Source organism: Streptomyces sp. NPDC004539 (assembly GCF_040610055.1).
Lineage (GTDB): Bacteria > Actinomycetota > Actinomycetes > Streptomycetales > Streptomycetaceae > Streptomyces.
Genome location: NZ_JBEXLS010000017.1, coordinates 139,226 through 161,408, shown reverse-complemented (window position 1 = coordinate 161,408; position 22,183 = coordinate 139,226). Strand labels below are relative to the sequence as shown.

General features: G+C 70.5%; 20 protein-coding genes. 12 read left to right on the top strand and 8 right to left on the bottom strand.

Annotation, left to right across the window (positions count from 1 at the left end):
• Positions 1–57: 57 nt before the first annotated feature.
• The 5 genes from ABZX85_RS31070 to ABZX85_RS31050 form a co-directional block, all read right to left on the bottom strand.
• Complete coding sequence (locus ABZX85_RS31070) at positions 58–1,431, bottom strand: fatty acid--CoA ligase family protein (RefSeq protein ID WP_355875721.1); 1,374 nt, start codon at positions 1,429–1,431, stop codon at positions 58–60.
• Between the two features lie 5 nt (positions 1,432–1,436).
• Positions 1,437–2,609, bottom strand: coding sequence for a 3-dehydroquinate synthase II (locus ABZX85_RS31065; RefSeq protein WP_355875719.1), 1,173 nt, complete (start codon positions 2,607–2,609; stop codon positions 1,437–1,439).
• A complete protein-coding gene (locus ABZX85_RS31060; protein WP_355875716.1) occupies positions 2,606–3,430 on the bottom strand; it encodes a 2-amino-3,7-dideoxy-D-threo-hept-6-ulosonate synthase in 825 nt (274 codons plus the stop codon). Before ABZX85_RS31060 ends, ABZX85_RS31065 begins: the two co-directional genes overlap by 4 nt.
• Positions 3,431–3,767: 337 nt before the next feature.
• Positions 3,768–5,645, bottom strand: coding sequence for a ricin-type beta-trefoil lectin domain protein (locus tag ABZX85_RS31055; protein ID WP_355875714.1), 1,878 nt, complete (start codon positions 5,643–5,645; stop codon positions 3,768–3,770).
• An 18-nt stretch (positions 5,646–5,663) separates the two neighbouring features.
• Positions 5,664–7,895, bottom strand: a complete 2,232-nt coding sequence (locus ABZX85_RS31050) for an alpha-L-fucosidase (RefSeq protein ID WP_355875711.1) — start codon at positions 7,893–7,895, stop codon at positions 5,664–5,666.
• Positions 7,896–8,235: 340 nt separating this feature from the next.
• Between ABZX85_RS31050 and ABZX85_RS31045 the strand changes: the two genes are divergently transcribed.
• From ABZX85_RS31045 to ABZX85_RS30990, 12 genes are all read left to right on the top strand, one after another.
• Positions 8,236–9,297, top strand: coding sequence for a sugar ABC transporter substrate-binding protein (locus tag ABZX85_RS31045; RefSeq protein WP_355875709.1), 1,062 nt, complete (start codon positions 8,236–8,238; stop codon positions 9,295–9,297).
• A 46-nt stretch (positions 9,298–9,343) separates the two neighbouring features.
• The gene (locus tag ABZX85_RS31040) at positions 9,344–10,906 is read left to right on the top strand and encodes a sugar ABC transporter ATP-binding protein (protein WP_355875708.1); all 1,563 of its coding nucleotides are present in this window, start codon (positions 9,344–9,346) and stop codon (positions 10,904–10,906) included.
• Positions 10,907–10,910: 4 nt separating this feature from the next.
• Positions 10,911–11,954 carry an ABC transporter permease gene (locus ABZX85_RS31035; RefSeq protein WP_355875923.1) on the top strand — a complete coding sequence of 348 codons (1,044 nt, stop codon included), beginning with the start codon at positions 10,911–10,913 and terminating at the stop codon, positions 11,952–11,954.
• A 76-nt stretch (positions 11,955–12,030) separates the two neighbouring features.
• Positions 12,031–13,356, top strand: a complete 1,326-nt coding sequence (locus tag ABZX85_RS31030) for an L-fuconate dehydratase (protein ID WP_355875706.1) — start codon at positions 12,031–12,033, stop codon at positions 13,354–13,356.
• The gene (locus ABZX85_RS31025; protein ID WP_355875703.1) at positions 13,349–14,236 is read left to right on the top strand and encodes an amidohydrolase family protein; all 888 of its coding nucleotides are present in this window, start codon (positions 13,349–13,351) and stop codon (positions 14,234–14,236) included. Before ABZX85_RS31030 ends, ABZX85_RS31025 begins: the two co-directional genes overlap by 8 nt.
• The gene (locus tag ABZX85_RS31020) at positions 14,227–14,658 is read left to right on the top strand and encodes an RbsD/FucU domain-containing protein (protein ID WP_355875700.1); all 432 of its coding nucleotides are present in this window, start codon (positions 14,227–14,229) and stop codon (positions 14,656–14,658) included. Before ABZX85_RS31025 ends, ABZX85_RS31020 begins: the two co-directional genes overlap by 10 nt.
• A complete protein-coding gene (locus ABZX85_RS31015) occupies positions 14,655–15,689 on the top strand; it encodes an alcohol dehydrogenase catalytic domain-containing protein (RefSeq protein ID WP_355875697.1) in 1,035 nt (344 codons plus the stop codon). Before ABZX85_RS31020 ends, ABZX85_RS31015 begins: the two co-directional genes overlap by 4 nt.
• Positions 15,686–16,447, top strand: a complete 762-nt coding sequence (locus ABZX85_RS31010) for an SDR family oxidoreductase (protein ID WP_355875694.1) — start codon at positions 15,686–15,688, stop codon at positions 16,445–16,447. The genes ABZX85_RS31015 and ABZX85_RS31010 overlap by 4 nt, the downstream gene beginning before the upstream one ends.
• Positions 16,444–17,073, top strand: a complete 630-nt coding sequence (gene eda / locus ABZX85_RS31005; protein WP_355875691.1) for a bifunctional 4-hydroxy-2-oxoglutarate aldolase/2-dehydro-3-deoxy-phosphogluconate aldolase — start codon at positions 16,444–16,446, stop codon at positions 17,071–17,073. Before ABZX85_RS31010 ends, eda begins: the two co-directional genes overlap by 4 nt.
• Positions 17,070–18,113 carry a sugar kinase gene (locus ABZX85_RS31000; protein ID WP_355875689.1) on the top strand — a complete coding sequence of 348 codons (1,044 nt, stop codon included), beginning with the start codon at positions 17,070–17,072 and terminating at the stop codon, positions 18,111–18,113. Before eda ends, ABZX85_RS31000 begins: the two co-directional genes overlap by 4 nt.
• Positions 18,114–18,145: 32 nt before the next feature.
• A complete protein-coding gene (locus ABZX85_RS30995; RefSeq protein WP_355875686.1) occupies positions 18,146–19,204 on the top strand; it encodes an aldo/keto reductase in 1,059 nt (352 codons plus the stop codon).
• Positions 19,167–19,889, top strand: coding sequence for a FadR/GntR family transcriptional regulator (locus ABZX85_RS30990; protein WP_355875683.1), 723 nt, complete (start codon positions 19,167–19,169; stop codon positions 19,887–19,889). The genes ABZX85_RS30995 and ABZX85_RS30990 overlap by 38 nt, the downstream gene beginning before the upstream one ends.
• 5 nt (positions 19,890–19,894) lie before the next feature.
• Here ABZX85_RS30990 and ABZX85_RS30985 read toward each other — a convergent pair whose 3' ends face one another.
• The 3 genes from ABZX85_RS30985 to ABZX85_RS30975 are packed head-to-tail and all read right to left on the bottom strand — an operon-like array spanning position 19,895 to position 22,178.
• A complete protein-coding gene (locus ABZX85_RS30985; protein ID WP_355875680.1) occupies positions 19,895–20,389 on the bottom strand; it encodes a nuclear transport factor 2 family protein in 495 nt (164 codons plus the stop codon).
• A gap of 34 nt (positions 20,390–20,423) precedes the next feature.
• Positions 20,424–21,233: a type 1 glutamine amidotransferase gene (locus tag ABZX85_RS30980; RefSeq protein ID WP_355875677.1), complete on the bottom strand. Its 810-nt coding sequence runs from the start codon at positions 21,231–21,233 to the stop codon at positions 20,424–20,426.
• Between the two features lie 6 nt (positions 21,234–21,239).
• A complete protein-coding gene (locus ABZX85_RS30975) occupies positions 21,240–22,178 on the bottom strand; it encodes a TIGR03619 family F420-dependent LLM class oxidoreductase (RefSeq protein WP_355875675.1) in 939 nt (312 codons plus the stop codon).
• Positions 22,179–22,183 lie beyond the last annotated feature (5 nt).

The following is a 22,183-nucleotide window of genomic DNA, read 5'->3' as shown; positions in this document are numbered from 1 at the left end:
GGTGTCTCCAGGTCAGGGAGGTGGGAAAGAAAAGACGGGGAAGCCGGGGGGAGGCCGTCAGCGGTCCGCCGACGCCGCGTGCAGAACCGCGGCCTGGCGCACGAGCTTTCCGTTGGAGGTGCGCGGCAGCTCGTCCAGCAGGCGGATCACCCGGGGCGTCTTGAAGTCGGCGAGCCGCTCCCGGCACCAGCGCAGAAGCTCCTCGGGGGACGTCCGGGCACCGGCGGCCACGGTCACGTACGCCTCGGTCACCCCCTCGTGGACGAGAACCGCCTGATCGACCGCGGGATGCTCCCGCAGGACGTTCTCGACCTCGACGAGGTCCACCTTCAGCCCCCCGATCACCACGAGGGAATCGGCGCGTCCATGGAGCCGGACGGTGCCGTCGGCGGCCACCGTGACCCGGTCACGGGTGCGCAGCCAGCCGTCCGTGTACTGGTCACCGCCGGTGCCGTGCAGATACGGCGACTGCGCGAGGGCGACTTCGAGTTCGCCCCGCTGCTCCCGCACCACGATCCCGGGTGCGGGCGGGCCGGCCGCGGGGCGCAGGGCGCCGCTGACGTCCATGGCGACCACGCCGGTCTCCGTGGTGCCGTACGACTCGCCGACCCGGACCCCGTACAGCTCGGCGAAGCGCGCGGCGACCTGCGGCGGCATCTGCTCCCCGCCCGACACGGCGGCTCGCAGGTCGGGCAGGTCGGGGCGGGTGCCCGCGGCGCAGAGCAGCTCGTAGTGCATGGGGACGCCGAACAGGGTGGTCACCCGGTGCTCCGCGGCGGTCCGCAGGATGTCGCGCGCGGAGACCCGCGGGGCGAACACCACGGTGGCGCCGGAGACGAGCGAGTGCAGCAGTCCGCCGACGAGCCCGAAGCTGTGTGCCGTCGAGCTGAGCAGCAGCACCCGGTCGCCCGCACCGGGCATCCCGGGAATCCGGGAGAACCGCTCCACCTCCGAGCGCAGCGACTCGGCCGTTCTGCCGATGACCTTCGGCTGCCCGGTGGAACCCGAGCTGAACTGGACGAGCCGGTGGTCCGTCCCGGCGGGCCGGCCGCCGGGGAGGCGCTCGGTGACCACCTCGTAGTCGGCCCGGAAACCGAAAGCGGCCTGGACGTTGACGCCCGCACTCACCATGAACTGCGGACGGCACACCGCGCGCAGCGCCGTGATCTCCGCCGGTTTGAGCCGGTAGTCGAAGAGCTGGACCTGGGCGCCCAGCTGTCCCAGGGCGAGCAGCACCTCTACCTGGGTGAAGCTCGGTGGGGTCCGCAGACCGACGGTGCTCCTCCCGCCGATCCCGTACCCCTCGAACACGGCCGCCTGCTTCGCGACCCGTTCACGTAACTCGCCGCGCGTCAGCGACTCCTGACGGTGCGTCAGATACGGCCGGTTGTCGTCCTGAGGTCTGAGCAAGCCGTGGACCAGTTCGTCCATGGGGCTCACGTCTCCTTGCAGAACTCGCCGATGGGCAGGCCGACATGGCGTTTGTCCTCGGCGAGGTAGCCCAGGAGTTCGTCGCCCTGCCGCAGCTCGGTGACGTTGAGGACCTTGCCGCCGGGGCCGAGCACGCGGACGTGCCAGTCGTCCTGCACGGTCAGGCTGACCAGTCGGCCGTCCTCGGCCTGGGTGCGGATCTCCAGCAGCGGGCGGGACTCCAGCTTGGCGCGGCCGACCACCACCCGCCGGGTGCGGCCGTCGGCGCCGACTCCCAGCAGCGTGGTGCCGGAACCCACCTCGCTGAGGTAGTTGGTGCGGTTGTCGGGGCCGAGCGTGTACGAGTGCAGCGCGCCCGCGTTGACCCGGAACGGCCGGGTCGGCATGTACGGCAGCGGGTGCGTCTCGCTACAGCACAGCACGAACCCCGAGGAGTAGGAGCCGACGAGGATGCCCTCGTCCTCCTCGAAGTGCGAGCAGGTGTCGACGCAGACCCGGTCGCCGAGCCCGATGTGCCGGATGCTCTCCACGGTCAGCGTCGAGAGGCTGAGCTTCGGTGTGGTGGCTTCGAGCAGCCGGGCCAGGGCGAACACGTCGTCGGCGCCGCGCGGGGTGAACAGGACGCCGTCCGAACCGCGTTCCAGCACGTCGAAGACGATCGCCGCTTCCTCCAGGTCGTGGACGACGGTCACCAGCCGGCCCTCGGCGGACTCGGCCGCGGCGAGCACGATCTCCAGCGGGATCTTGGTGGGGTCGGCGAAGTGGATGACCGTGTACGGCAGCGCCATCGCTCCCGCGCAGGACAGCCGGAGCGTGCGGTCGTCGCGTACGTCGACGAAGCCGGCCACGGGTGTGCCGTCCGCCGTCCGCTTGAGCGCGGCGAGGGCGCTGAGCTCCTCCTCGGTGCCGAAGTCGCGCAACAGGACGTCGAAGCCCTTGGGTTCGGCGGCCTTGGTGTCCTTGGGCTCCTTGTCGCCGGGCTTCTTGCCGCCGGCCGGAGCCGGGGGCGTGAGCGCGCCGGTCGAGGCGAGTACCCGGGTGACGGTCGGCGGCAGAGTGCCGAGCAGGTGCGGGTCGGAGGAGACGACCCCGGCCATCCTGGCGTGGACTGCGGCGTCGACCACCGCTTCCAGCTGCGGGCGGGGGACCTCACGCAGATCGATCCATGCGAACCTCATGCGACACCTGCCACGATCGTCGAGTAGTCGGTGGTGCGGGCGGTCGTGCTCTCGGTGATCCCCTCGCGGCCGTGCACGACGGCGGAGAGCCTGGACACCATCGCGTACGGGGTGGGGGAGTTGAAGATCCTGCGTCCGACGGCGAGCCCCCGGCAGCCGGCCGCCATCACGGCGGTGCCGTAGGCGATGAGGTCCGACTCGTCCGGCGGTCCGCCGGCGGTGAGGACGGGGAGGGGGCTGTTGGCGACGACCTCGGCCATCCGTTCCACAGGCAGTGCGACGGACGTCTTCACGAGGTCCGCGCCCAGGTCGGCGGCGACGTTGACCACGTGGGCGAGGAGTTCGGGGTCGTGCGGGTCCTCGATACGGGGACCGCGCGGGTAGATCATGGCGATCAGCGGCATGCCCCAGGTCTCGCAGGAGCGGGCCACCGCGCCGAGGTCGGCGAGTTGCTGGGCCTCGGTGTCCGAGCCGATGTTCACGTGCACGCTCACCGCGTCGGCGCCGAGACGCACGGCCTCCTCGGCGTCGCCGACCAGGACCTTGGCGTGTACGTCGTGGGAGCGCGCGGTGCTCGCGCTCAGGTGGACCACCAGGGCGCAGTCCTTGAGGATCTCGGGGGCGAGGGCCCGGGCGCGTCCCTTGTGGACGATGATCCCGTCGGCACCACCGTTCACGAGGTCACGTACGAGGCTGTTCCATTGGCCGGCGGGGACGATCGGGCCGTCCGAGACACTGTGGTCGAGCGGGACGAGCAGATATCTGCCGTCTCCCGCCAGCGAAAGTCTTCTTAATCGCAGTAGCTTGCCGTTTTTGGGCACGATAAATACGTCTTCCCGGTGGGGGGTGAAAAATTGGAAAATTGGTCACGGGAACTCGAAATCAGGCGCAGCGCGACTGAAATATCAGCGTTCGTAGAAACTTCAATCTTCCTGGCGTCAGCATTCCCTGAGGAATCAGCGGTTGGCAAGGATCTGTTCAGAGTTAATATTTATGCGTGAATTTGTATAGACATTCATTGGTGGATTGATGGGAATGCCGCCCATTTCGGTCGTGTGCGGCATTCCCGGTGATGGTCGCGGAACTTGTTACGTTACGAAATGGCGCGCTGTCAGTACTACTGCGAATAGTGCCGGCCGATCGAATAACGCAGCATTCCTACGTGCTGGAGGCGGCCCACTTCTGGTTGCCCGCGCCCGTGCAGCTCCACAGCTGGACGGGTGAGCCGTTCGCCGTTGCCACGCCCGTCACGTCGAGACAGAGTCCGGACGCGTCGTTGGTGATGCTGCCGTCGGCGTGTAAGGTCCATTTCTGGCTGCTGCCGCTGTTGCAGTCCCAGGTGATGACCTTGGTGCCGTTCGACGTGCCGTCGGCTGCCGCGCCCAGGCACTTCCCGCCGATCTGGAGTTCGCGGCCGGACGAGTACAGATAGGTCTGGCCGGCGTTGCCGGACGCGCAGTCCCAGATCCGCTGCTGGACGCCATTGGCGGCGTTGCTCGTGTCGTCGAGGCAGCGGCCCGAGCCCTGGCCGATGAGTTGGCCGGCTGCGCCGGCCGCCTTCTTGGTGAAGGTGACCGTGGCGTGGGCGGGCAGTGTGTAGGTGAAGGAGCCTTCGCCGTTCCAGGTCATCGTGAAGGCGGTGGGGGAGGAGTTGTTGTTGTACGCCACCGTCGCCTCGCCGCCGTCGGGGTTGCGGTACGCCTGCGACCAGATCCCGCCGCCGTCGGAGGAGCCGATGCGGGTGGCACCGGGCATGACGAACTTCGAGAACTGCCCCAACTGGTAGTAGTTGTCGGTGTAGGTGACGTTTCCGGTGGACTGGTCGACGGTCACCAGCCCCGTGCAGTTGTCACAGCCGCGGCCCATCTTCGGGCCGCCGTCGGTGCCCAGGGCCAGGTTCCACAGGAGCGCGCCGCCGGCCCAGTTGAACGTGGACTCCAGGGCGAGCTGCGTGGCGTTCATCGGGGCGATACCCGGTCCGGTGGAGCACTCGGTCTCGTACAGCCTCTTCGACGGGAAGGAGTTGTGGATCGTCGTCATGAGGCCGAGGTTGTTCTGGTAGCAGTGCCAGGCCGTGCCGTAGACCGCGGCGGCGGTGGCGCTGTCGGAGAGCAGCGTGTTGGCGTACGGCGTGCTCACGTGGTCGCCGTCGCCGCCCAGGATGACCTGGTCCAGGCCCGCCTGGGTGAGCGCGGGGGCGAGGTTGTTCTTGATGAAGGACGATTCGTCCGCCGCGCTGAGCAGCATGCCGGAGTACGTGGGCGGGGCGAGTTCGGGCTCGTTCTGCGGGGTGACGCCCCAGACCTCGACCCCCTTCGCCCGGTACTCCTGGAGGAACTTGACGTAGTACTGCGCCAGCGGGCCGTACATGTCGGAGCGGAGGGTGCCGCCGCCCGCGCCGAGCATGGTGTTGGTGGTCTTCATCCAGGCGGGCGGGGACCAGTTGTTGGCGAGGAGCTTCATCGCCGGGTTGAGGGCCTGGGCCTGCTTGATGACCGGGATGACGTAGGCGTCGTCGTGCGCGGTGGAGAAGTTGGCGAGAGTGGGGTCGGCGACGCCGCCGTTGTCGTCGTACGAGTAGGTCGAGGGGCTGCTCGGCGGGGTGGCGGTGTAGTCGGAGGAGCCCATCGGGACCCGCATCAGGGAGAGGCCGATGCCGTTGCCCCGGCTGAACAGGTCGTTCATCACCCGGTTCCGGGTGGCGGCGCTCACCTTGTTCTGGAGGAGGTAGGTGGAGGCGTCCGTGAAGGCCGCGCCGAAGCCGTCGATGGTCTGGTACGACGTCGAGTCGTCCACGGTGAGGTTGACGGAACCGGAGGACACGGCCCCCAGGGAGACGCCCGGCTGCGGGGTCAGGGCGCTGCTCAGATCGGACGTCGTGAGGGTCACTCCGACCATGGTGCCGGCGGCCTGGGCGGCGGTCGGTGCCAGCACCGCCACGGCCCCGGCGAACACCGCCGCCAGCGCGGTGACCTGCGTGCGGAGCCCGTGGTGCGGGTGTCCTCGTCGTCTGTGGTGCCTGTCAGGCGTACGCATGAGGAGGCTTCTCTCTTCTCAGAGGGCGGTGAAGGTCCACAGCAGGTTGGTGCTGGTGTCGTACGGCCACATCTTGGTGACGGAGCCGGAGGCGACATCGCCGCCGCCGTCCAGGACCAGACCGGTGGTGCGGTTGGCGATGGAGTGGCGGCCGTCGCCGCGAGGGGTGATCGTCCACTGCTGGTTGGTGTGGCCGTTCCAGGTGGTCTGTCGGCAGGCGGTGCCGCCCGCGGTGGCCCCCCAGCTGTCCGCGACCATGCCGTTGGTGCGGTTGACCAGCTTGTAGTACCCGTTGCCGAGTTCCACGGCCTGCCACTGGAGGTTGGCGCTGCCGTCCCAGGTCCACTGCTTGAGGTTGGAGCCGGAGGCGACGTCGCCGCCGCTGTCCAGGGCCAGGCCGTCGGTGACGTTGGTGACCCGGAAGTACGCCGACGGGTTGAACTGCACCTTCAGGGAGGCGATCTGGTCGTTGTTGCCGGTGGTGCGCAGATCGGGGCTGTCGGCGGTGAAGGTCCACGACGTCCCGGTGAAGTCGTCGCCGGAGTAGCCGATCACCTGGTGGCCGGGTGCCGGCCGCAGGGAGGAGAGGGTCCGCGTGCCGAGGCCGGCCTGGATGAGCCGGTCGCCGGTGTAGTCGCCGAGCGGCAGGACCGTGCCGCCGCCGGAGTAGCCGACGTCCTTGAAGGCGACGGCGCCGGCGAGGGGACGCAGCGAGGGGATCTCGCCGGAGAAGGTGAGCTTCAGGACGTACGCGTCGGCGCTGTAGGGCGCCGACGACGGCAGGGTCACCTTGAGTCCGGTGGTGTCCTGGGTCGGAGTGGCGAGGCCGATGTAGGTGCCGGCGGTCGAGCCGAGGAGCTGTGCGGAGGTCAGGGAGGAGAGGCTGATCCGGTCGGAGCTGAGGGTCTTGACCGTCAGTGTGCTGCCGGGCCAGCCGAGGACGGTCGCGTACAGGACCTTGCCGGACTTGTCGCGGGTGAAGCGGATGTCCTGCGCGGTCCCGGCGGTCGGGGTGGTGAAGGCGCCTCCGCCCATCTTCGTGGGTCCCTCGCCGTACTGGGTCCAGGCCCGGGTCGCGTAGACGGCCTCGCCGAAGCGCTTCAGGTGGTTCCCGATGGCGAGCAGGATGTCCTTCTGCCCCTGCGGAATCGTTCCGTCGGCCATCGGCGCGATGTTGAGCAGCATGTTGCCGTTCTTGCTGACCCGGTCGAGCAGCGAGTGCAGCATCTGCTGGACGCTGTAGTACCCGATGCCCTGCGTGTAGCACCAGCTGGAGCTGGAGATGCTGTCGTCGGTCAGCCAGTAGGGCGCGGTGAGGTCGGCCGGGCCGCCGCGCTCGTAGTCGAAGACCTCACCGCGGCCGTTGAAGCCGTCCTTGTAGGTGGCGACGACCTCGCGGCCCCAGGCGTTGGCCTGGTTGTAGTAGTACGACAGGAAGTTCAGCCGCTGCGTCTCGTCGACGGCGTCCAGTTTGAAGTCCTGCCAGAGGATGTCGGGCCGGGCGCGGTCGATGACCTCTTTGAGCTTGTCGTACCAGAGCTGGTTCTCCGCCGCCGGACCCAGTTGCCCGTACAGCTTCTTGAGGCTGCCGTCCGTCTGGGCGGGGGCGAACTCGTAGAAGCCGTTGTAGTGGTAGGCGTGGTGCATGGCCACCAGCAGCTTCAGGTTCTTGGCCCGGATGGCCGTGGTGAAGAGCTGGAGCAGGTTCAGCTTCGGGCCCTTGCCGACCGAGTTCCACTCGTTGACCTGGCTGTCCCACATGGAGAACCCGTCATGGTGCTCGGCGACCGGGCCCGCGAACCTGGCGCCGGCGTCGACGAACAGCTGAGCCCATTCGTCCGGGTCGAAGTTCCCTCCCGCGGACTTGAGCCTGGGGGCGAACCGGACAGTGTTGCCCGCGAGGTCCCGGGCCCCGTCGATGAAGTTGTGGTACGGCCATGCGGAGGGCTGTCCGAAGGTCGCTATGTGGTGTTTGTTGGCGTTGCTTCCGTTCGCGTACATGTTGCGCGGGTACCACTCGCTGTCGTACGCCGGAACGCTGAATACGCCCCAGTGGAAGTAGATGCCGAACTTGGCGTCCTTGAACCATTCGGGGGCCGGCGGGTGCTGGTCGACCGAGTCCCAGGCGGGTGTGTAGACCGACGGGGCCGCGTACGCGCCGCCGGTGCCGAACACGCCGCCCGCGACGGTGGCCGCCGCGACGCAGGTGGCGCCGGCCAGGAACCGGCGTCTGTTGATCGAAATCGACATGAGGACATCCCTGGTGCGGTGGGGAGTTGGGGGGATGGGCGTTACGGACGAAGCTCTGGCATGTGTCCCGACCGTGTCAACGGGAGTGCAGGGATGAATAGCAGCGTTTGACCAATTGGCTTGGTCGGATTGTCCGTAAACAACGCATGTGTCATTGAGTAAACATGGCATGTTTCTGGGTTTGATTGATGGGATGGATCGGAAGCCCGACTGGCGGACCTCGACGCTGCATCCGGCTTCACCTGTGGCTCTGTACCGATTTTTCCCCAGGGCTGGACAGGTGCGGCGATCCCTGTCTATACATACATCCCATCTCTCCGAACAGTGTGAGGAAGCACCGATGAGACTCAGAACCGCCCTCTGTTCCACGGCCTCCGCCCTGTCCGCGCTGGCGCTGCTCAGCGCCTGTGGCGGCTCCGGCGACGTGGCCACGTCCGGCGACGCCCCCCTGGTCGGCGTCGACTACCCCCGTTCCGACACCGACTTCTGGAACTCGTACATCAAGTACACGCCGGACTACGCCAAGCAGCTCGGCCTCGGCCTCAAGACCACGAACTCGCAGAACGACGTCGCCAAACTCACCGCGAACGCCCAGACGTTCATCAGCCAGGGCGTCAAGGGCGTCGCCATGGCCCCGCAGGACACCGCCGCCATCGCCCCCACCCTGGAACAGCTCGCCGCGAAGAAGATCCCGGTCGTCACCGTCGACACCCGCCCCGACACCGGCAAGGTCTACATGGTCGTCCGCGCCGACAACCGCGCCTACGGCGAGAAGGCGTGCAAGTACCTGGGGACCAAGCTCGGCGGCAAGGGCAAGGTCGTCATGCTCCAGGGCGGCCTCGACTCCATCAACGGCCGTGACCGCACCGAGGCGTTCAACGACTGCATGAAGAAGGACTACCCCGGCATCACGGTCCTCGGCGAGGCCACCAACTGGGACGGCGCCGTCGCCGCGCAGAAGCTCCAGACCGACCTCACCGCCCACCCGGACATCAAGGGCGTCTATATGCAGTCCAGTTTCGCCCTCGCCGGGACGCTCCAGGTCCTCAAGCAGAAGGGCCTGCTGGTCGGCCCCCAGGACCCGAAGCACGTCTTCGTCGTCTCCAACGACGGCATCCCCGAGGAGCTGAAGTCCATCGCGGCCGGAAAGATCGACGCGACCGTCTCCCAGCCCGCCGACCTGTACGCCAAGTACGCCCTCTACTACCTGAAGGCGGCCATCGACGGGAAGACGTTCAAGCCCGGCAGGACCGACCACGACAGCACCATCGTCCAGGTCCGTGACGGACTGCTGGAGGACCAGCTCTCCGCCCCGCTCGTCACCGCCGACGGCGGCACCTACGGCGGGGTGCCCAGCCTGAAGAGCGACGACACCTCGCTGTGGGGCAACAACCTCGGCTGACGCCACGCCAGGAGACGGAAACCCTCACCAGCACAAGGCGGTTGTGATGAACGACGGGGAGCGAGAACCCCATCCCGCGCCCGATCCGGCGGACGGCGGACGGGTACGCGAAGCCCCGCCTGTCGTCGAGGCGGCGGGCATAGTCAAACGATTCGGTCCGACGGTGGCCCTCGACGGTGCCGGCATCACCATCAGGCCGGGGGAGACCCACGCGCTCGTCGGCCGCAACGGAGCCGGCAAGTCGACCCTGGTCTCCGTACTCACCGGCCTCCAGGCACCGGACCAGGGGACGATCGCCTTCGGCGGCGAGGCGGCCCCCCGGCTCACGGACCGCGACGCCTGGCGACAGCGCGTCGCCTGCGTCTACCAGAAGTCGACGGTCATCCCGACCCTGACCGTCGCGGAGAACCTCTTCCTGAACCGGTACGACCACGGCCGCGGCCGGCTCATCGCCTGGCCGACGGTACGCCGCCGGGCACAGGAACTGCTCGCCGCCTGGTCGGTCGACGTCGACCCGCAGTCCCCGGCCGACGGACTCAGCGTGGAACAGCGGCAGTTCGTCGAGATCGCCCGCGCGCTGTCGTTCGGCGCCAGGTTCATCATCCTCGACGAGCCGACCGCGCAACTCGACGGAGCCGCCATCAACCGGCTCTTCGACCGCATCCGCGACCTGCAACGACAGGGCGTCACCTTCCTGTTCATCAGCCACCACCTCCAGGAGATCTACGAGATCTGCGACATGGTGACGGTGTTCCGGGACGCCCGCCACATCCTGACCGCGCCGGTCGCCGGCCTGTCACGCACCGAACTCGTCGCCGCCATGACCGGCGAGGCCGCGGCCGACCGGCGCGAGGAACGCGCGACCACCCTCGACACGGCCGCCGCACCGGCGCTGGACGTCAGGAAGCTGACCGGCGACACCTACGACGACGTCACCTTCCGGGTGCGCGCCGGGGAGATCGTGGGACTCGCGGGCGCCGCCGGCAGCGGCCGTACCGAGGTCGCCGAGACCGTCGTCGGACTGCGCGCGGCGGACTCCGGGGACGTGGAGATCGCGGGCGACCGGCCCCGCCCCGGCGACGTGAGCGCCGCGCTGGCCGCCGGTGCCGGGTTCGTTCCCCAGGACCGGCACCACCAGGGATTCGTTCCCGACATGTCGATCGCGGACAACGCGACCCTGTCGGTACCGGGACGGCTCGGCCGGGGAGGGTTCATCAGCTCCCGGCGCCGGGACCGGCTCGCCGAGAGCATGATCGAGAAACTCGCGATCAAGGCCCCGGGGCCCGAACTGCCGGTCTCGGCACTCTCCGGCGGCAACCAGCAGAAGGTCGTCATGGCGCGCGCTCTCGCCGACGACCCCCGGCTGCTCGTCCTCATCAACCCGACCGCCGGCGTGGACGTGCGGTCCAAGGACTTCCTCCTCGGCAAGGTCGAGGAGACCGCCGGGACCGGCACCGGAGTGCTCATCGCCTCCGACGAACTCGACGACCTGCGCATGTGCGACCGGGTCCTGGTGATGTTCCAGGGCCGCGTCACGACCGAGATCACCCGCGGCTGGCACGACCACGACCTCGTGGCCGCGATGGAAGGAGTGGACCTCCATGCCTGAGACGATGCCCGAAACCTCCCTCGCGGACCCGCCCGCCGCCAAGGCGACCGAGCCGCCGGCGGGCCCCAGGACACTGTTCGGCGGCCGGATACCGCTGGCCCGGCTGCGCGACCTCGCGCTCGTCCCGGCCATCCTCGTCATCGCCGTCGTCGGCCAGATCGTCAGCCCCGTCTTCCTCCAGACCGACAACCTGATCAACGTCCTCCAGACCATGTCCGAGATGGCCCTGCTGGTCCTCGCCCAGGCGATGATCCTCATCGTCAAGAAGATGGACCTGTCGCTGGAGTCCACCATGGGCCTCGCACCCGGCGTCGCCGCCTGGCTGGTGGTCCCGACGGGCGCGGGGCACGGACTCGGCCTGCTGCCCGGCGCCTTCGCGATCCCCGTCACGCTCGCGGTGGGAGCACTGGTCGGCGTGGTCAACGCGCTGCTGATCATCCGCTTCGGCCTCAACGGCTTCATCGTCACCCTCGGCATGCTGATCGTGCTGCGCGGCGTCCTCACCGGGATCTCCGGCGGACAGACCTTCTTCCAGCTCCCGGAGTCGATGCTGTACCTCGGCACCGCCGAATGGTTCGGGATGCCGGCGTCCATCTGGATCTGCCTCACCCTGTTCGCCGTCGCCGTCGTCGTCCTCGGCTGGACCAGCTTCGGCCGCTCCCTGTACGCCATCGGCGGCAACGTCGACGCGGCCCGCGCCGCCGGCATCCGCACCGACCGCGTGCTGTGGACCGTCATCGTCACCGGCAGCGTGCTCGCGGCCCTCGCCGGGCTGATGCTCTCCGGGCGCCTCGCCTCCGTCGCCTCCGCGCAGGGCAACGGCTACATCTTCACCGTGTTCGCCGCCGCCGTCATCGGAGGCATCAGCCTCAACGGCGGCAAGGGCACCATGTTCGGGGCGTTCTGCGGCATCCTGCTGCTCTTCATGATCCAGAACGTGCTCACCCTCGGCGGTGTCCCCGCCCAGTGGATCGGCGCTCTCAACGGCCTGATCATCCTGGCCGCGCTCACCGTCTCCCGCATCACGGGCGGCAAGGCCCAGGAGTGAGCCGAGCGGCCGTCGCCGCCGGAATCCCGCCAGCCGTTCCCCTCTGTTTCCCGCTGCCTCCACAGGAGCCGCCGCCATGCCCTCCACCCTGCCCGCGTCCGCCCGCATCACCGCCCTCGACGTCCTTGACGTCCGCTTCCCGACCTCCGAACACCTCGACGGCTCGGACGCGATGAACCCCGAACCCGACTACTCCGCCGCCTACGTCGTCCTGCGCACCGACGCCACCGACGGACTGGAGGGCCACGCCCTCGCCTTCACCACCGGCCGCGGCAACGACGTCCAGGCCGCCGCGATCGCCGCCCTCGCCCCGCACGTCGTCGGACTCTCCGTCGAGGAGGTCTGCGGCGACCTCGGCGCGTTCTCCCGCACCCTCGTCCACGACCCCCAACTGCGCTGGCTCGGCCCGGAGAAGGGCGCCATCCACATGGCGACCGGCGCCGTCGTCAACGCCGCCTGGGACCTCGCGGCCAAACGGGCCGGCCTGCCCGTCTGGCGGTTCCTCGCCGAGATGGCCCCCGAGGAACTCGTCGCCCAGATCGACTTCCGCTGGCTCAGCGACGCCCTCACCCCCGAGGAGGCCCTGACGATCCTGCGGCGCGCCGAACCCGGCCGCGCGCAGCGCACGGCCCGCCTCCTGGAACGCGGCTACCCCGCCTACACCACCACCCCCGGCTGGCTCGGCTACTCCGACGAGAAACTCGCCCGCCTCGCCCGCGAGGCCGTCGCCGACGGCTTCACCCAGATCAAGCTGAAGGTCGGCGCGTGCCTGGAGGACGACGTACGGCGCATGCGGGTCGCCCGCGAGACGGTCGGCGACACCGTCCGCATCGCCGTCGACGCCAACCAGAGATGGGACGTCCAGCCCGCCATCGACTGGATGCGCCACCTCGCCCCCTACGACCCGTACTGGATCGAGGAACCCACCTCCCCGGACGACATCCTCGGCCACGCCGCCGTCCGTGAGGCCGTAAGCCCCGTCAAGGTCGCCACCGGGGAGCACGTCGCCAACCGCGTCGTCTTCAAACAGCTCCTCCAGGCAGGCGCCGTCGACATCGTGCAGATCGACTCGGCCCGCGTCGGCGGCGTCAACGAGAACCTCGCGATCCTGCTGCTCGCCGCCAAGTTCGGCGTGCCGGTGTGCCCGCACGCGGGCGGGGTCGGCCTGTGCGAGATGGTCCAGCACCTGTCGATGTTCGACTACGTCTCCGTCTCCGGCACGGTCGAGGACCGGGTCATCGAGTACGTCGACCACCTCCACGAACACTTCGTCGACCCCGTCCGCGTCGCCGACGGCCACTACCTCGCACCCGCCCTCCCCGGCCTCGGCGCACAGATGCACCCCGCCTCCCTCAAGGAGTACACGTATCCCGACGGCCCCGTCTGGTCCTCCCGTGTCTGACCCGCTCCCTCTCGTCGACGCCCACCACCACGTCTGGAACCTCGCGCACCGCCCCCAGCCCTGGCTGGACGAACCCGGCCACGAACCGATCCGCCGGACGTTCGGCCTCACGGACCTGCGGGACGCCGCCACCGGGACGATCGCCGGACGCCGGCTGGCACGCACGGTGGTCGTGCAGTGCGTCAGCTCGCTGCCCGAGACCCGGGAACTCCTCGCGCTCGCCGACCGGGACCCGCTGATCGGCGCCGTCGTCGGCTGGGCCGACCTCACCTCCCTCGCGATCGCCGACATGCTCGACGAACTGCGTGCCGGCCCCGGCGGACACCGGCTGCGGGCCGTACGCCACCTCGTCCAGAGCGAACCCGACCCGCGGTGGCTCCAGCGGTCCTGCGTGGAATACGGACTGCGCGCGGTGCGCGACCACGGGCTCGCCTACGACGTACTGATCCGCGGCCACCAGTTCGACCAGGCGGTCGGGCTCGCGGAGCGCCTTCCCGACCTGCCGCTCGTCCTCGACCACGCGGGGAAACCGCCCCTGGCCGACGGCGCACTCGCCGAGTGGGAGAAGGGGGTCCGGCGGCTCGCCGGACACCAGCAGGTCCGCTGCAAGGTCTCGGGACTGGTCACCGAGGCCGATCACGAGCGGTGGACGCCCGACGGCCTCCGGCCGGTGTGGGACGTCCTGCTCTCCGCCTTCGGCCCCGAACGCCTGATGTTCGGCTCGGACTGGCCCGTCTGCGTCCTCGCGGGCGGCTGGAACCCCTGGGCCGAAGCCGTCGAGGAACTCCTCGCCGACTGCACCCCCGCCGAGACCGAGGCGATCCTCGCCGGCACCGCCACCGACTTCTACGCCCTGGAAGAGACCCCCACGTGCTCCTGACCGAACTCCTGCACCCCGGGATGCTCGAAGCCCTCGCCGGAGCGGGCCACGGCTCCCGCGTCCTGCTCGCCGACGGCCACTACCCGGCCGCCACCGCCACCGGCGACCGCGCGCGAACCGTCCACCTCAACCTCACCCCGGGCCTGCTCGACGTCACCACGGTCCTCGACGTCCTCCTGCGGACCGTCCCCGTCGAATCGGCCCACGTGATGGTGCCGCCCGAGGGCGAACCGGAGCCTCCCGCCGTCGCCGAGTACCGCTCCAGGCTCGAACCCGTCCCCGTGGAGACGCTCGGCCGCTTCGCGTTCTACGACGCCGCGCGCTCACCCGACCTGGCGCTGACCGTCGTCACCGCCGACATCCGTACCTACGCGAACCTGCTGCTGACCATCGGCGTCCGCGCTGAAGGGACCCTCACATGACGCTCGCCGTGCGCTACACAGGCGCCCGCACCCTCGACACCGCACCCGCGAAGACCTCCGACCCCGGCCCCGGCGAGGTCGAACTGGCCCCCGCCTACGTCGGGATCTGCGGCACCGACCTGCACATCTTCCACGGCGACATGGACGCCCGGGTCAGCACACCCGCCGTCCTCGGGCACGAGATGTCCGGCCGGATCGTCCGCGTCGGCCCCGGCGTCGACGGCTGGGCACCCGGTGACGCGGTGACCGTGATGCCGCTGCGCTGGGACGGCACCTGTCCGGCGTGCCGGGCCGGCCACCGGCACGTCTGCCAGCGGCTCGACTTCATCGGCATCGATTCCCCCGGCGCGTTGCAGCAGCGCTGGACCGTCCCCGCCTCGACACTCGTCCGGCTGCCCGGCTCCCTCCCCCTGGACCGGGCCGCTCTCGTCGAACCCACCGCCGTGGCCGTCCACGACGTCGGCCGGGCCGGGGTACGGGAGGGCGAGCGGGTCGTGGTGGTGGGCGGCGGACCCGTCGGCACCCTCATCGCCGTCGTCGCACGCGCCGCCGGCGCCGAGGTCCGGCTCGTCGAACCGAGCCCCCATCGGCGCCTGCTCGCCGAGGAACTGGGCCTGGACACCTGGGACCCCGTCGCCGACGACGTCACCGACCTGGTCCGGCGGTGGACGGGGGAGGCGGGAGCGGACGTCTCCTTCGAGGTGTCCGGCGCGGCGGGCGGCGTCGACACCGCCGTCGACGTCCTCGGCGTACGCGGCCGGCTCTGCCTGGTCGCCATCCACCCCCGGCCCCGGGAACTGAACCTGCACCGCTTCTTCTGGCGCGAACTCACCCTCGTCGGCGCCCGGTTGTACGACCGCTCCGACTTCGAGAAGGCGGTCGCCCTGGTCGCCGACGGCACCGTCCCCACCGAACGGCTCATCAGCCAGGTCGTGCCGCTCACCGAGGCGCCCGCCGCGTTCGAAGCTCTGGAGAGCGGCGGCAACGTCATGAAGATCCTCGTCGACTGCACACAGGGAGCCGCTGAGTGAACGCCTTCGACCTCACCGGAAAGCTCGCGGTCGTCACCGGCGCCCGCCGCGGCATCGGCCGCGCCATGGCCCGTGCGCTCGCGGACGCCGGAGCCGACGTCATCGGCGTCAGCGCCTCCCTGGAGGAGAGCGGCAGCGACGTCGAGAAGGACGTGGTCACCGCGGGCCGCACCTTCGAAGCGATCCGCACCGACTTCGCCGACCCCGAAGCCGTCCGCGCCCTCGGCGCCCAACTCGCCGCACGCGAGCGCCCGGTGGACATCCTCGTCAACAACGCGGGGACGATCCGGCGCGCTCCCGCCGCCGAACACTCCTACGAGGACTGGGAGTTCGTCCTCCAGGTCAACCTCAGCGCACAGTTCGCGCTGGCCCGGTCGGTGGGCGCGGCCATGGTGGTCCGGGGCCGAGGGAAGATCATCTTCACGGCGTCGCTGCTGAGTTTCCAGGGCGGCATCACCGTGCCCGGCTACACCGCCTCCAAGCACGCCGTCGCCGGCCTGACCAAGGCCCTCGCCAACGAGTGGGCAGCGCACGGCGTCAACGTCAACGCCATCGCCCCCGGCTACATCGCGACCGACAACACCGAGGCCCTGCGCCGCGATCCGGCACGGGTCACGGCGATCCTGGACCGCATCCCGGCCGGCCGCTGGGGAGACGCCGACGACATCGGCGGCGCCACCGTCTTCCTGGCCTCCGACGCCGCCGCGTACGTCCACGGCACGATCCTGCCGGTCGACGGCGGATGGCTGGGCCGATGACCGCCGACCCGGCCGCCGTCCTCGGCGGCACCCGGATCGTGCCGGTGCTGACCGTCACCGACACCGCCACGGCCGCACCCCTGGCCGAGGCGCTCGCGGCCGGCGGAGCCCGGTGCGCCGAGGTCACGTTCCGCACGCCGCAGGCGGAGCAGGTCCTCGAAGTGATGGCGGCGCACGGCGGGCTGGCCGTCGGCGCCGGCACCGTGCTCACCCCCGAGCAGGCGGAACGCGCCGTGGCGGCCGGCGCCCGCTTCGTCGTCTCACCCGGCTACGACCCCGAAGTCGTCGACCGCTGCCGACAGTTGGGGGTGCCGGTCGTGCCGGGCGTCGCCACCGCGACCGAACTGACGCGGGTCCTGCGCGCGGGCCTCACCACCGTGAAGCTGTTCCCGGCCGAGTCCCTCGGCGGCCTCCGGACCCTCCAGGCGCTCGCCGCACCCTTCCCGCAGGTCCGGTTCGTCCCCACCGGGGGCATCGGGCCGGCCCACCTGCCCGGCTACCTCGGCCACCCGGCGGTCCTCGCCGTCGGCGGCAGCTGGCTCGCCACCGCCGGCCACCTGGCGCGCGGCGACTGGACGACGGTCCGGCGGCTGACCGCCGAGGCAGTGGAGAGGAGCGGACGATGACCGGACCCGAGGTGATCGCCCTCGGCGAGGTGATGCTGCGCCTCGACCCGGGCGAAGGACGCATCAGCACCACCCGCTCCTTCCAGGTGTGGGAAGGCGGCGGCGAGTACAACGTCGTCCGCGCGCTGCGCCGCTGCTTCGGCCTGCGGACGGCCGTGGTGACGTCGCTCGCGGACAACGCGGTGGGCCGGCTCGTCGAGGACCTCGTCCTCCAGGGCGGCGTCGACACCTCGATGATCCGCTGGGTACCCGGCGGCGGCATCGGCCGCACGGCACGCAACGGACTCAACTTCGTCGAGCGAGGCTTCGGCATCCGCGGCGCGCTCGGGGTCAGCGACCGAGCCCACACCGCCGTGTCCCAGCTGCGGAAAGGCGACGTCGACTGGGACACGGTCTTCGCCGCAGGACCACGCTGGTTCCACACCGGCGGCATCTTCGCCGGACTCTCCGACACCACGGCCGACGTCGCCGACGAGGCGATGGCCGCCGCCCGCCGGCACGGCGTGACCGTGTCCTACGACCCCAACTACCGGCCCAGCGTCTGGGCCGGCCGGGGCGGCGCCGACCGCTCCCGCGAGGTCGACCTGCGCCTCGCCCGGCACGCCGACGTCGTGGTGGGAGCACTCGGCCTGGCGGGGGACCGGCCGGGGGAGGTGCGGGTCGGCGCGGACGAGGTACCGGACGCCCTTGCCGAAGTGGCGGCCAAGCTGCCCGGCGCGCGCGTGCTGGCGACCACCCTGCGGGAGGTGCCGTCGGCCGGGGTGAACGACTGGTCCTCGGCGGCCTGGTCGCGCGAGGACGGCTTCGTCGCCGGACCCGCCGTCCCCGGCCTGCACGTCCTCGACCGCATCGGCTCCGGCGACGGATTCGCCGCCGGTCTCGTCTACGGCCTCGTCACCGGGACCGGCCTGGCACGCGCTCTCGCCTACGGCACCGCCCACGGCGCACTCACCATGACCACCCCGGGCGACGTCTCCATGGCGACCCTCGACGAGGTCGAAGCCCTCATGAACGGCGGAACGGCCCATGTCAGACGCTGAGTGACGGTCACCTTCCCCCCCTGGAGCACGTTGTGCAACGCAGACACGTCCACACCACCACCGTCGCCCTCACGGAACTCGGCTTCGGAGCCTCCGTCATCGGCAACCTCTACCGCGCCTCCTCCGAGGAACAGGCCCACGCGGCGGTCGACGCGGCCTGGGACGCGGGCATCCGCTACTTCGACACCGCGCCCCACTACGGCCTCGGCCTCTCCGAACGCCGCCTCGGCAGCGCCCTGCGCAGCCGCCCCCGGGGCGAGTACGTCGTCTCCTCCAAGGTAGGCCGCCTCCTCGTCCCCAACGAACGGCCCACCGGCGCGGACACCGAGGGCTTCGCCGTCCCCGACACCCTGCGCCGCCGGTGGGACTTCAGCCGTGACGGCGTCCTGCGCTCGATCGAGGCCACCCTCGAACGCACCGGCCTCGACCGGCTCGACGTCGTCTACCTCCACGACCCCGACGACCACTGGAAGCAGGCCGCCGACGAGGCCATGCCCGCCCTCGCCGACCTGCGCGACCAGGGAGTGATCGGCGCGATCGGCGCCGGCATGAACCAGTCGGCCATGCTCGCCCGCTTCCTCCGCGAGACCGCCGCCGACGTCGTGATGCTCGCCGGGCGCTACACCCTCCTCGACCAGTCGGCCCTCGACGACGTCCTCCCGGCGGCGCGCGCCCAGGGGAAGAGCGTCGTCGCGGCGGGTGTCTTCAACTCGGGCCTCCTCTCCCGCGACCGGCCCGCCGAGGGCATGAAGTACGACTATCGGGACGCCCCGCCCGAACTCGTCGCACGGGCCCGGGAGATCGCCGAGGTGTGCGAGAACCACGGCACCACCCTTCCGGCCGCCGCCGTCGCCTTCCCGTTCACCCATGCCGCCGTCGTCAACGTGACTCTCGGCATGAGGACGGAGCAACAGGTCGTCCGGAACACCGAGCTGTACGCGCGAAAGGTACCGGTGTCCCTCTGGACGGAACTGCGTGCGCGGAATCTGATCCGGGGAGTCGGCACTAAGATCGGCGTCACACTCGGCAGACCTGCCAGGGAAGGAGCCCGGGTTGTCCCTGACGGACAAGGCGATCGCGCAGATCCGTGAACTCATCCGCACCGGCGCGCTGCCCCCGGGCTCCAAGCTGCCCCCCGAGCCCGAACTCGCCGCGCAGCTCGGTCTCTCCCGCAACCTCGCCCGCGAGGCGGTCAAGGTCCTGGCCGTCGCCCGGGTGCTGGAGGTCCGCCGGGGCGACGGCACGTACGTCACCAGCCTCCAGCCGAGCCTCCTCCTGGAGGGCCTCGGCGGCGCCGTCGAACTCCTCCAGGGCGACTCCGCGGCGCTGCTGGACCTGATGGAGGTCCGGCGGCTCCTCGAACCGGTGGCCACGGCGCTGGCCGCCACACGGATCACCGACGAGCAGCTCGCCGAGGTCAAACGCCATCTCGACGCGATGCGCGACGCCCGCGACGACGTCGAGCTGCTCAACGCGCACGACGCGGCCTTCCACCGCGCCGTGGTCTCGGCCACCGGCAACGAGACGCTCCTGACGCTCCTGGAAGGCGTGTCCGGGCGCACCCTGCGCGCCCGCATCTGGCGCGGGCTGGTCGACGACCAGGCTGGGGGCCGGACCCTCGCGGAACACGAGGCGATCTACCACGCCCTCGCCGCGCGCGATGTCGTGCTCAGCCAGGCGGCGGCGCTGATGCACGTCAGCAACACCGAGGAATGGCTGCGCAGACACCTGCGCTCCGACGCGCCCTCGTCGCAGGGGGCGCCGGAGCGGGAGTGAACCGCTCAGAACATCGTGTTGTCGTTCAAGGAGGTCTCCGGAACGGCCTGCGTGACGTCCCAGTGCTCGACGATCTTGCCCTTCTCCAGCCGGAAGATGTCCACGACGGCCGAGCCGCGGTCCGTGGGGGAGGTCGTCTCGTTCATGTGGACGAAGACCAGGTCACCGTCGGCGGCGACGCGCTTGATGTTCTCCTTGAGGTCCGGCTGCTGCTCGGTGTACGCCTTGACGGCCTTCACGAACGCCGCCTCGCCGTCGGCGTAGCCGGGGCTGTGCTGGGTGTAGGTCGGGCCGAAGTAGCGGTCGGCGGCCTCCTGCGGCTTCTTCTTGTTGAACGCCAGGTCGATGAAGGCCAGCACGACCTGCTTGTTGTGCTCGGCGCCGCCGCGCGCGGAAGCCTTCGCGTGCGGGGCCGCGCCGCTCTGCGTGGCGTAGGCGGTGCCACCGAGGGCGAGCGCGGCCGCGGTCACACCGGTGACAACTGTCAGCTTCTTGTTCATGAAGGGTCTCCTGGGAGCGGGAACAGTGGGGGGTTCATACGAGGGCGACGTGGTCGAGGAAGGTGTCCACCAGCCGGTGGGCGCGCAGGGACGACTCCTCGCGCCGCAGCCGGGTCTCGGCGACCAGGAGCATCGGGTCCACGCCGTGCCGCTCGGCCTGGGCCGCGCCGCCGAGTTCGAGCCACCGGTCGAGGGTCTTCTCGGTGATCTCGGGATGGAACTGGACGCCGAGCGCCCGCCCGATGCGGAACGCCTGGGGGCCGGCCGTGCTGCGCGCCAGGCACTGGGCCTCGGGGGGAACGGTGAAGCGGTCGAAATGCCACTGGAACCAGGGCCCGGAGGCGATCAGATCCGGGCGTTCGGACTCGACGGTGAACCAGCCTATCTCCGGTTCCGGAGAGCGCGCGACCGCTCCGCCGAGGGCGGTGGCCAGCGCCTGGGCGCCGAAGCAGATCCCCAGGACCGGCACGTCCGCCGCGTGGGCGGCCCGCAGCAGGCCGAGTTCCCCCTCGATCCAGGTGCCGACGGAGGCGTCGTCGTAGACGGACCACGGGGCGCCGAGAGCGACCACCAGCCGGTAGTCGGAGAGGTCCGGGAAGTCGAAGCGCACGGCGGGATCGGCGAACCGTTCCTCGGGGACGACGGTCACCACGTCGAGGGTGTAGCCGCGCTCCGCCAGCCGGTCCCCGACGGGTCCGGGCGACGACGCGCTGTCGTGGGCTATGACGAGAGCGTGCACCGAAGTCCCCGCATTCCGCCCACCGTTCGGGGTGGGCACGTCGATCGCGGCCCGCGTGTCCGCGGGGCCGTGCTGTTTGAGGTCGAGCGCGCAGGAACCGGCCACGGCGCGTCAGACGAGCGCGGACACACGGCGCATGACGTCCGCGCAGAACGAGCCGACGGCCCGCGGATCGTCGATGAACTGCGAGGGCTTGACGCAGAACGTGGTGAAGCCCAGCGCCAGCTGCTCGGGGAGCGACTCCAGCGCCCGCCCGAGGTCCGCGCACGACGTGTCGTCCGGGAAGACCGCCCGGGTGCCGCCGATCATCTCCAGCTCCCCGATGTCCCGCCCCGCTTCGGCCATCGCGTCCGCGAGCCGGCCCAGCTCCTCGGGCGCCGGACGGCCGAGCGGGTTGAAGGCGTGCCCGTACCGGACGATGCGGCGCACCATCGCGTCGTGCATCCCGGCCCCGCCGAAACACAGCCGGGGCCCGTCCGGGCGGTACGCCTTGGGCTCGAAGTACACGTCCTCGAAGGAGTAGTGCTCCCCCTTGTGGGAGACCGGCGACGGCCCCCACACCTTCGCCCAGATCTCCAGGTGCTCGTCCAGCAGCCGGCCCCGCCGGCCGAACGGGACGTCCAGGGCGGCGTACTCGTCACGGCTCCAGCTCACGTTCGGCAGGACCATCAGCCGCCCCTCGGACAGCAGGTCCAGCGTGCCGAGTTCCCGGGCGAGCAGCAGGGGGTGGCGCAGCGGCGCGATCACGGCGGACGCGGCGAGCCGCAGCCGCTCGGTGACCGCCGCGATCGCGCCGAGCAGGATCAGGGAGTTCGGCCAGGGCGTGTACGGGTCCTGGTTGCCCGGCAGCGCGTAGTCGCGCGGGTTGCCCATGACGCCGTTCGCGCCCGCGTCCGGGCCGAGGACGACGTGCTCGCTGACCATCACCGAGTCGAACCCGGCGTCCTCGGCCTCGCGCGCCCAGCGCACCACCGCCGGGAGGTCGGCCCGGCCGCCGGTCATCGTCCAGTTCTCGCTGAGCACGAGTTGCATACGGGGGACCGTGGTCATCGTGA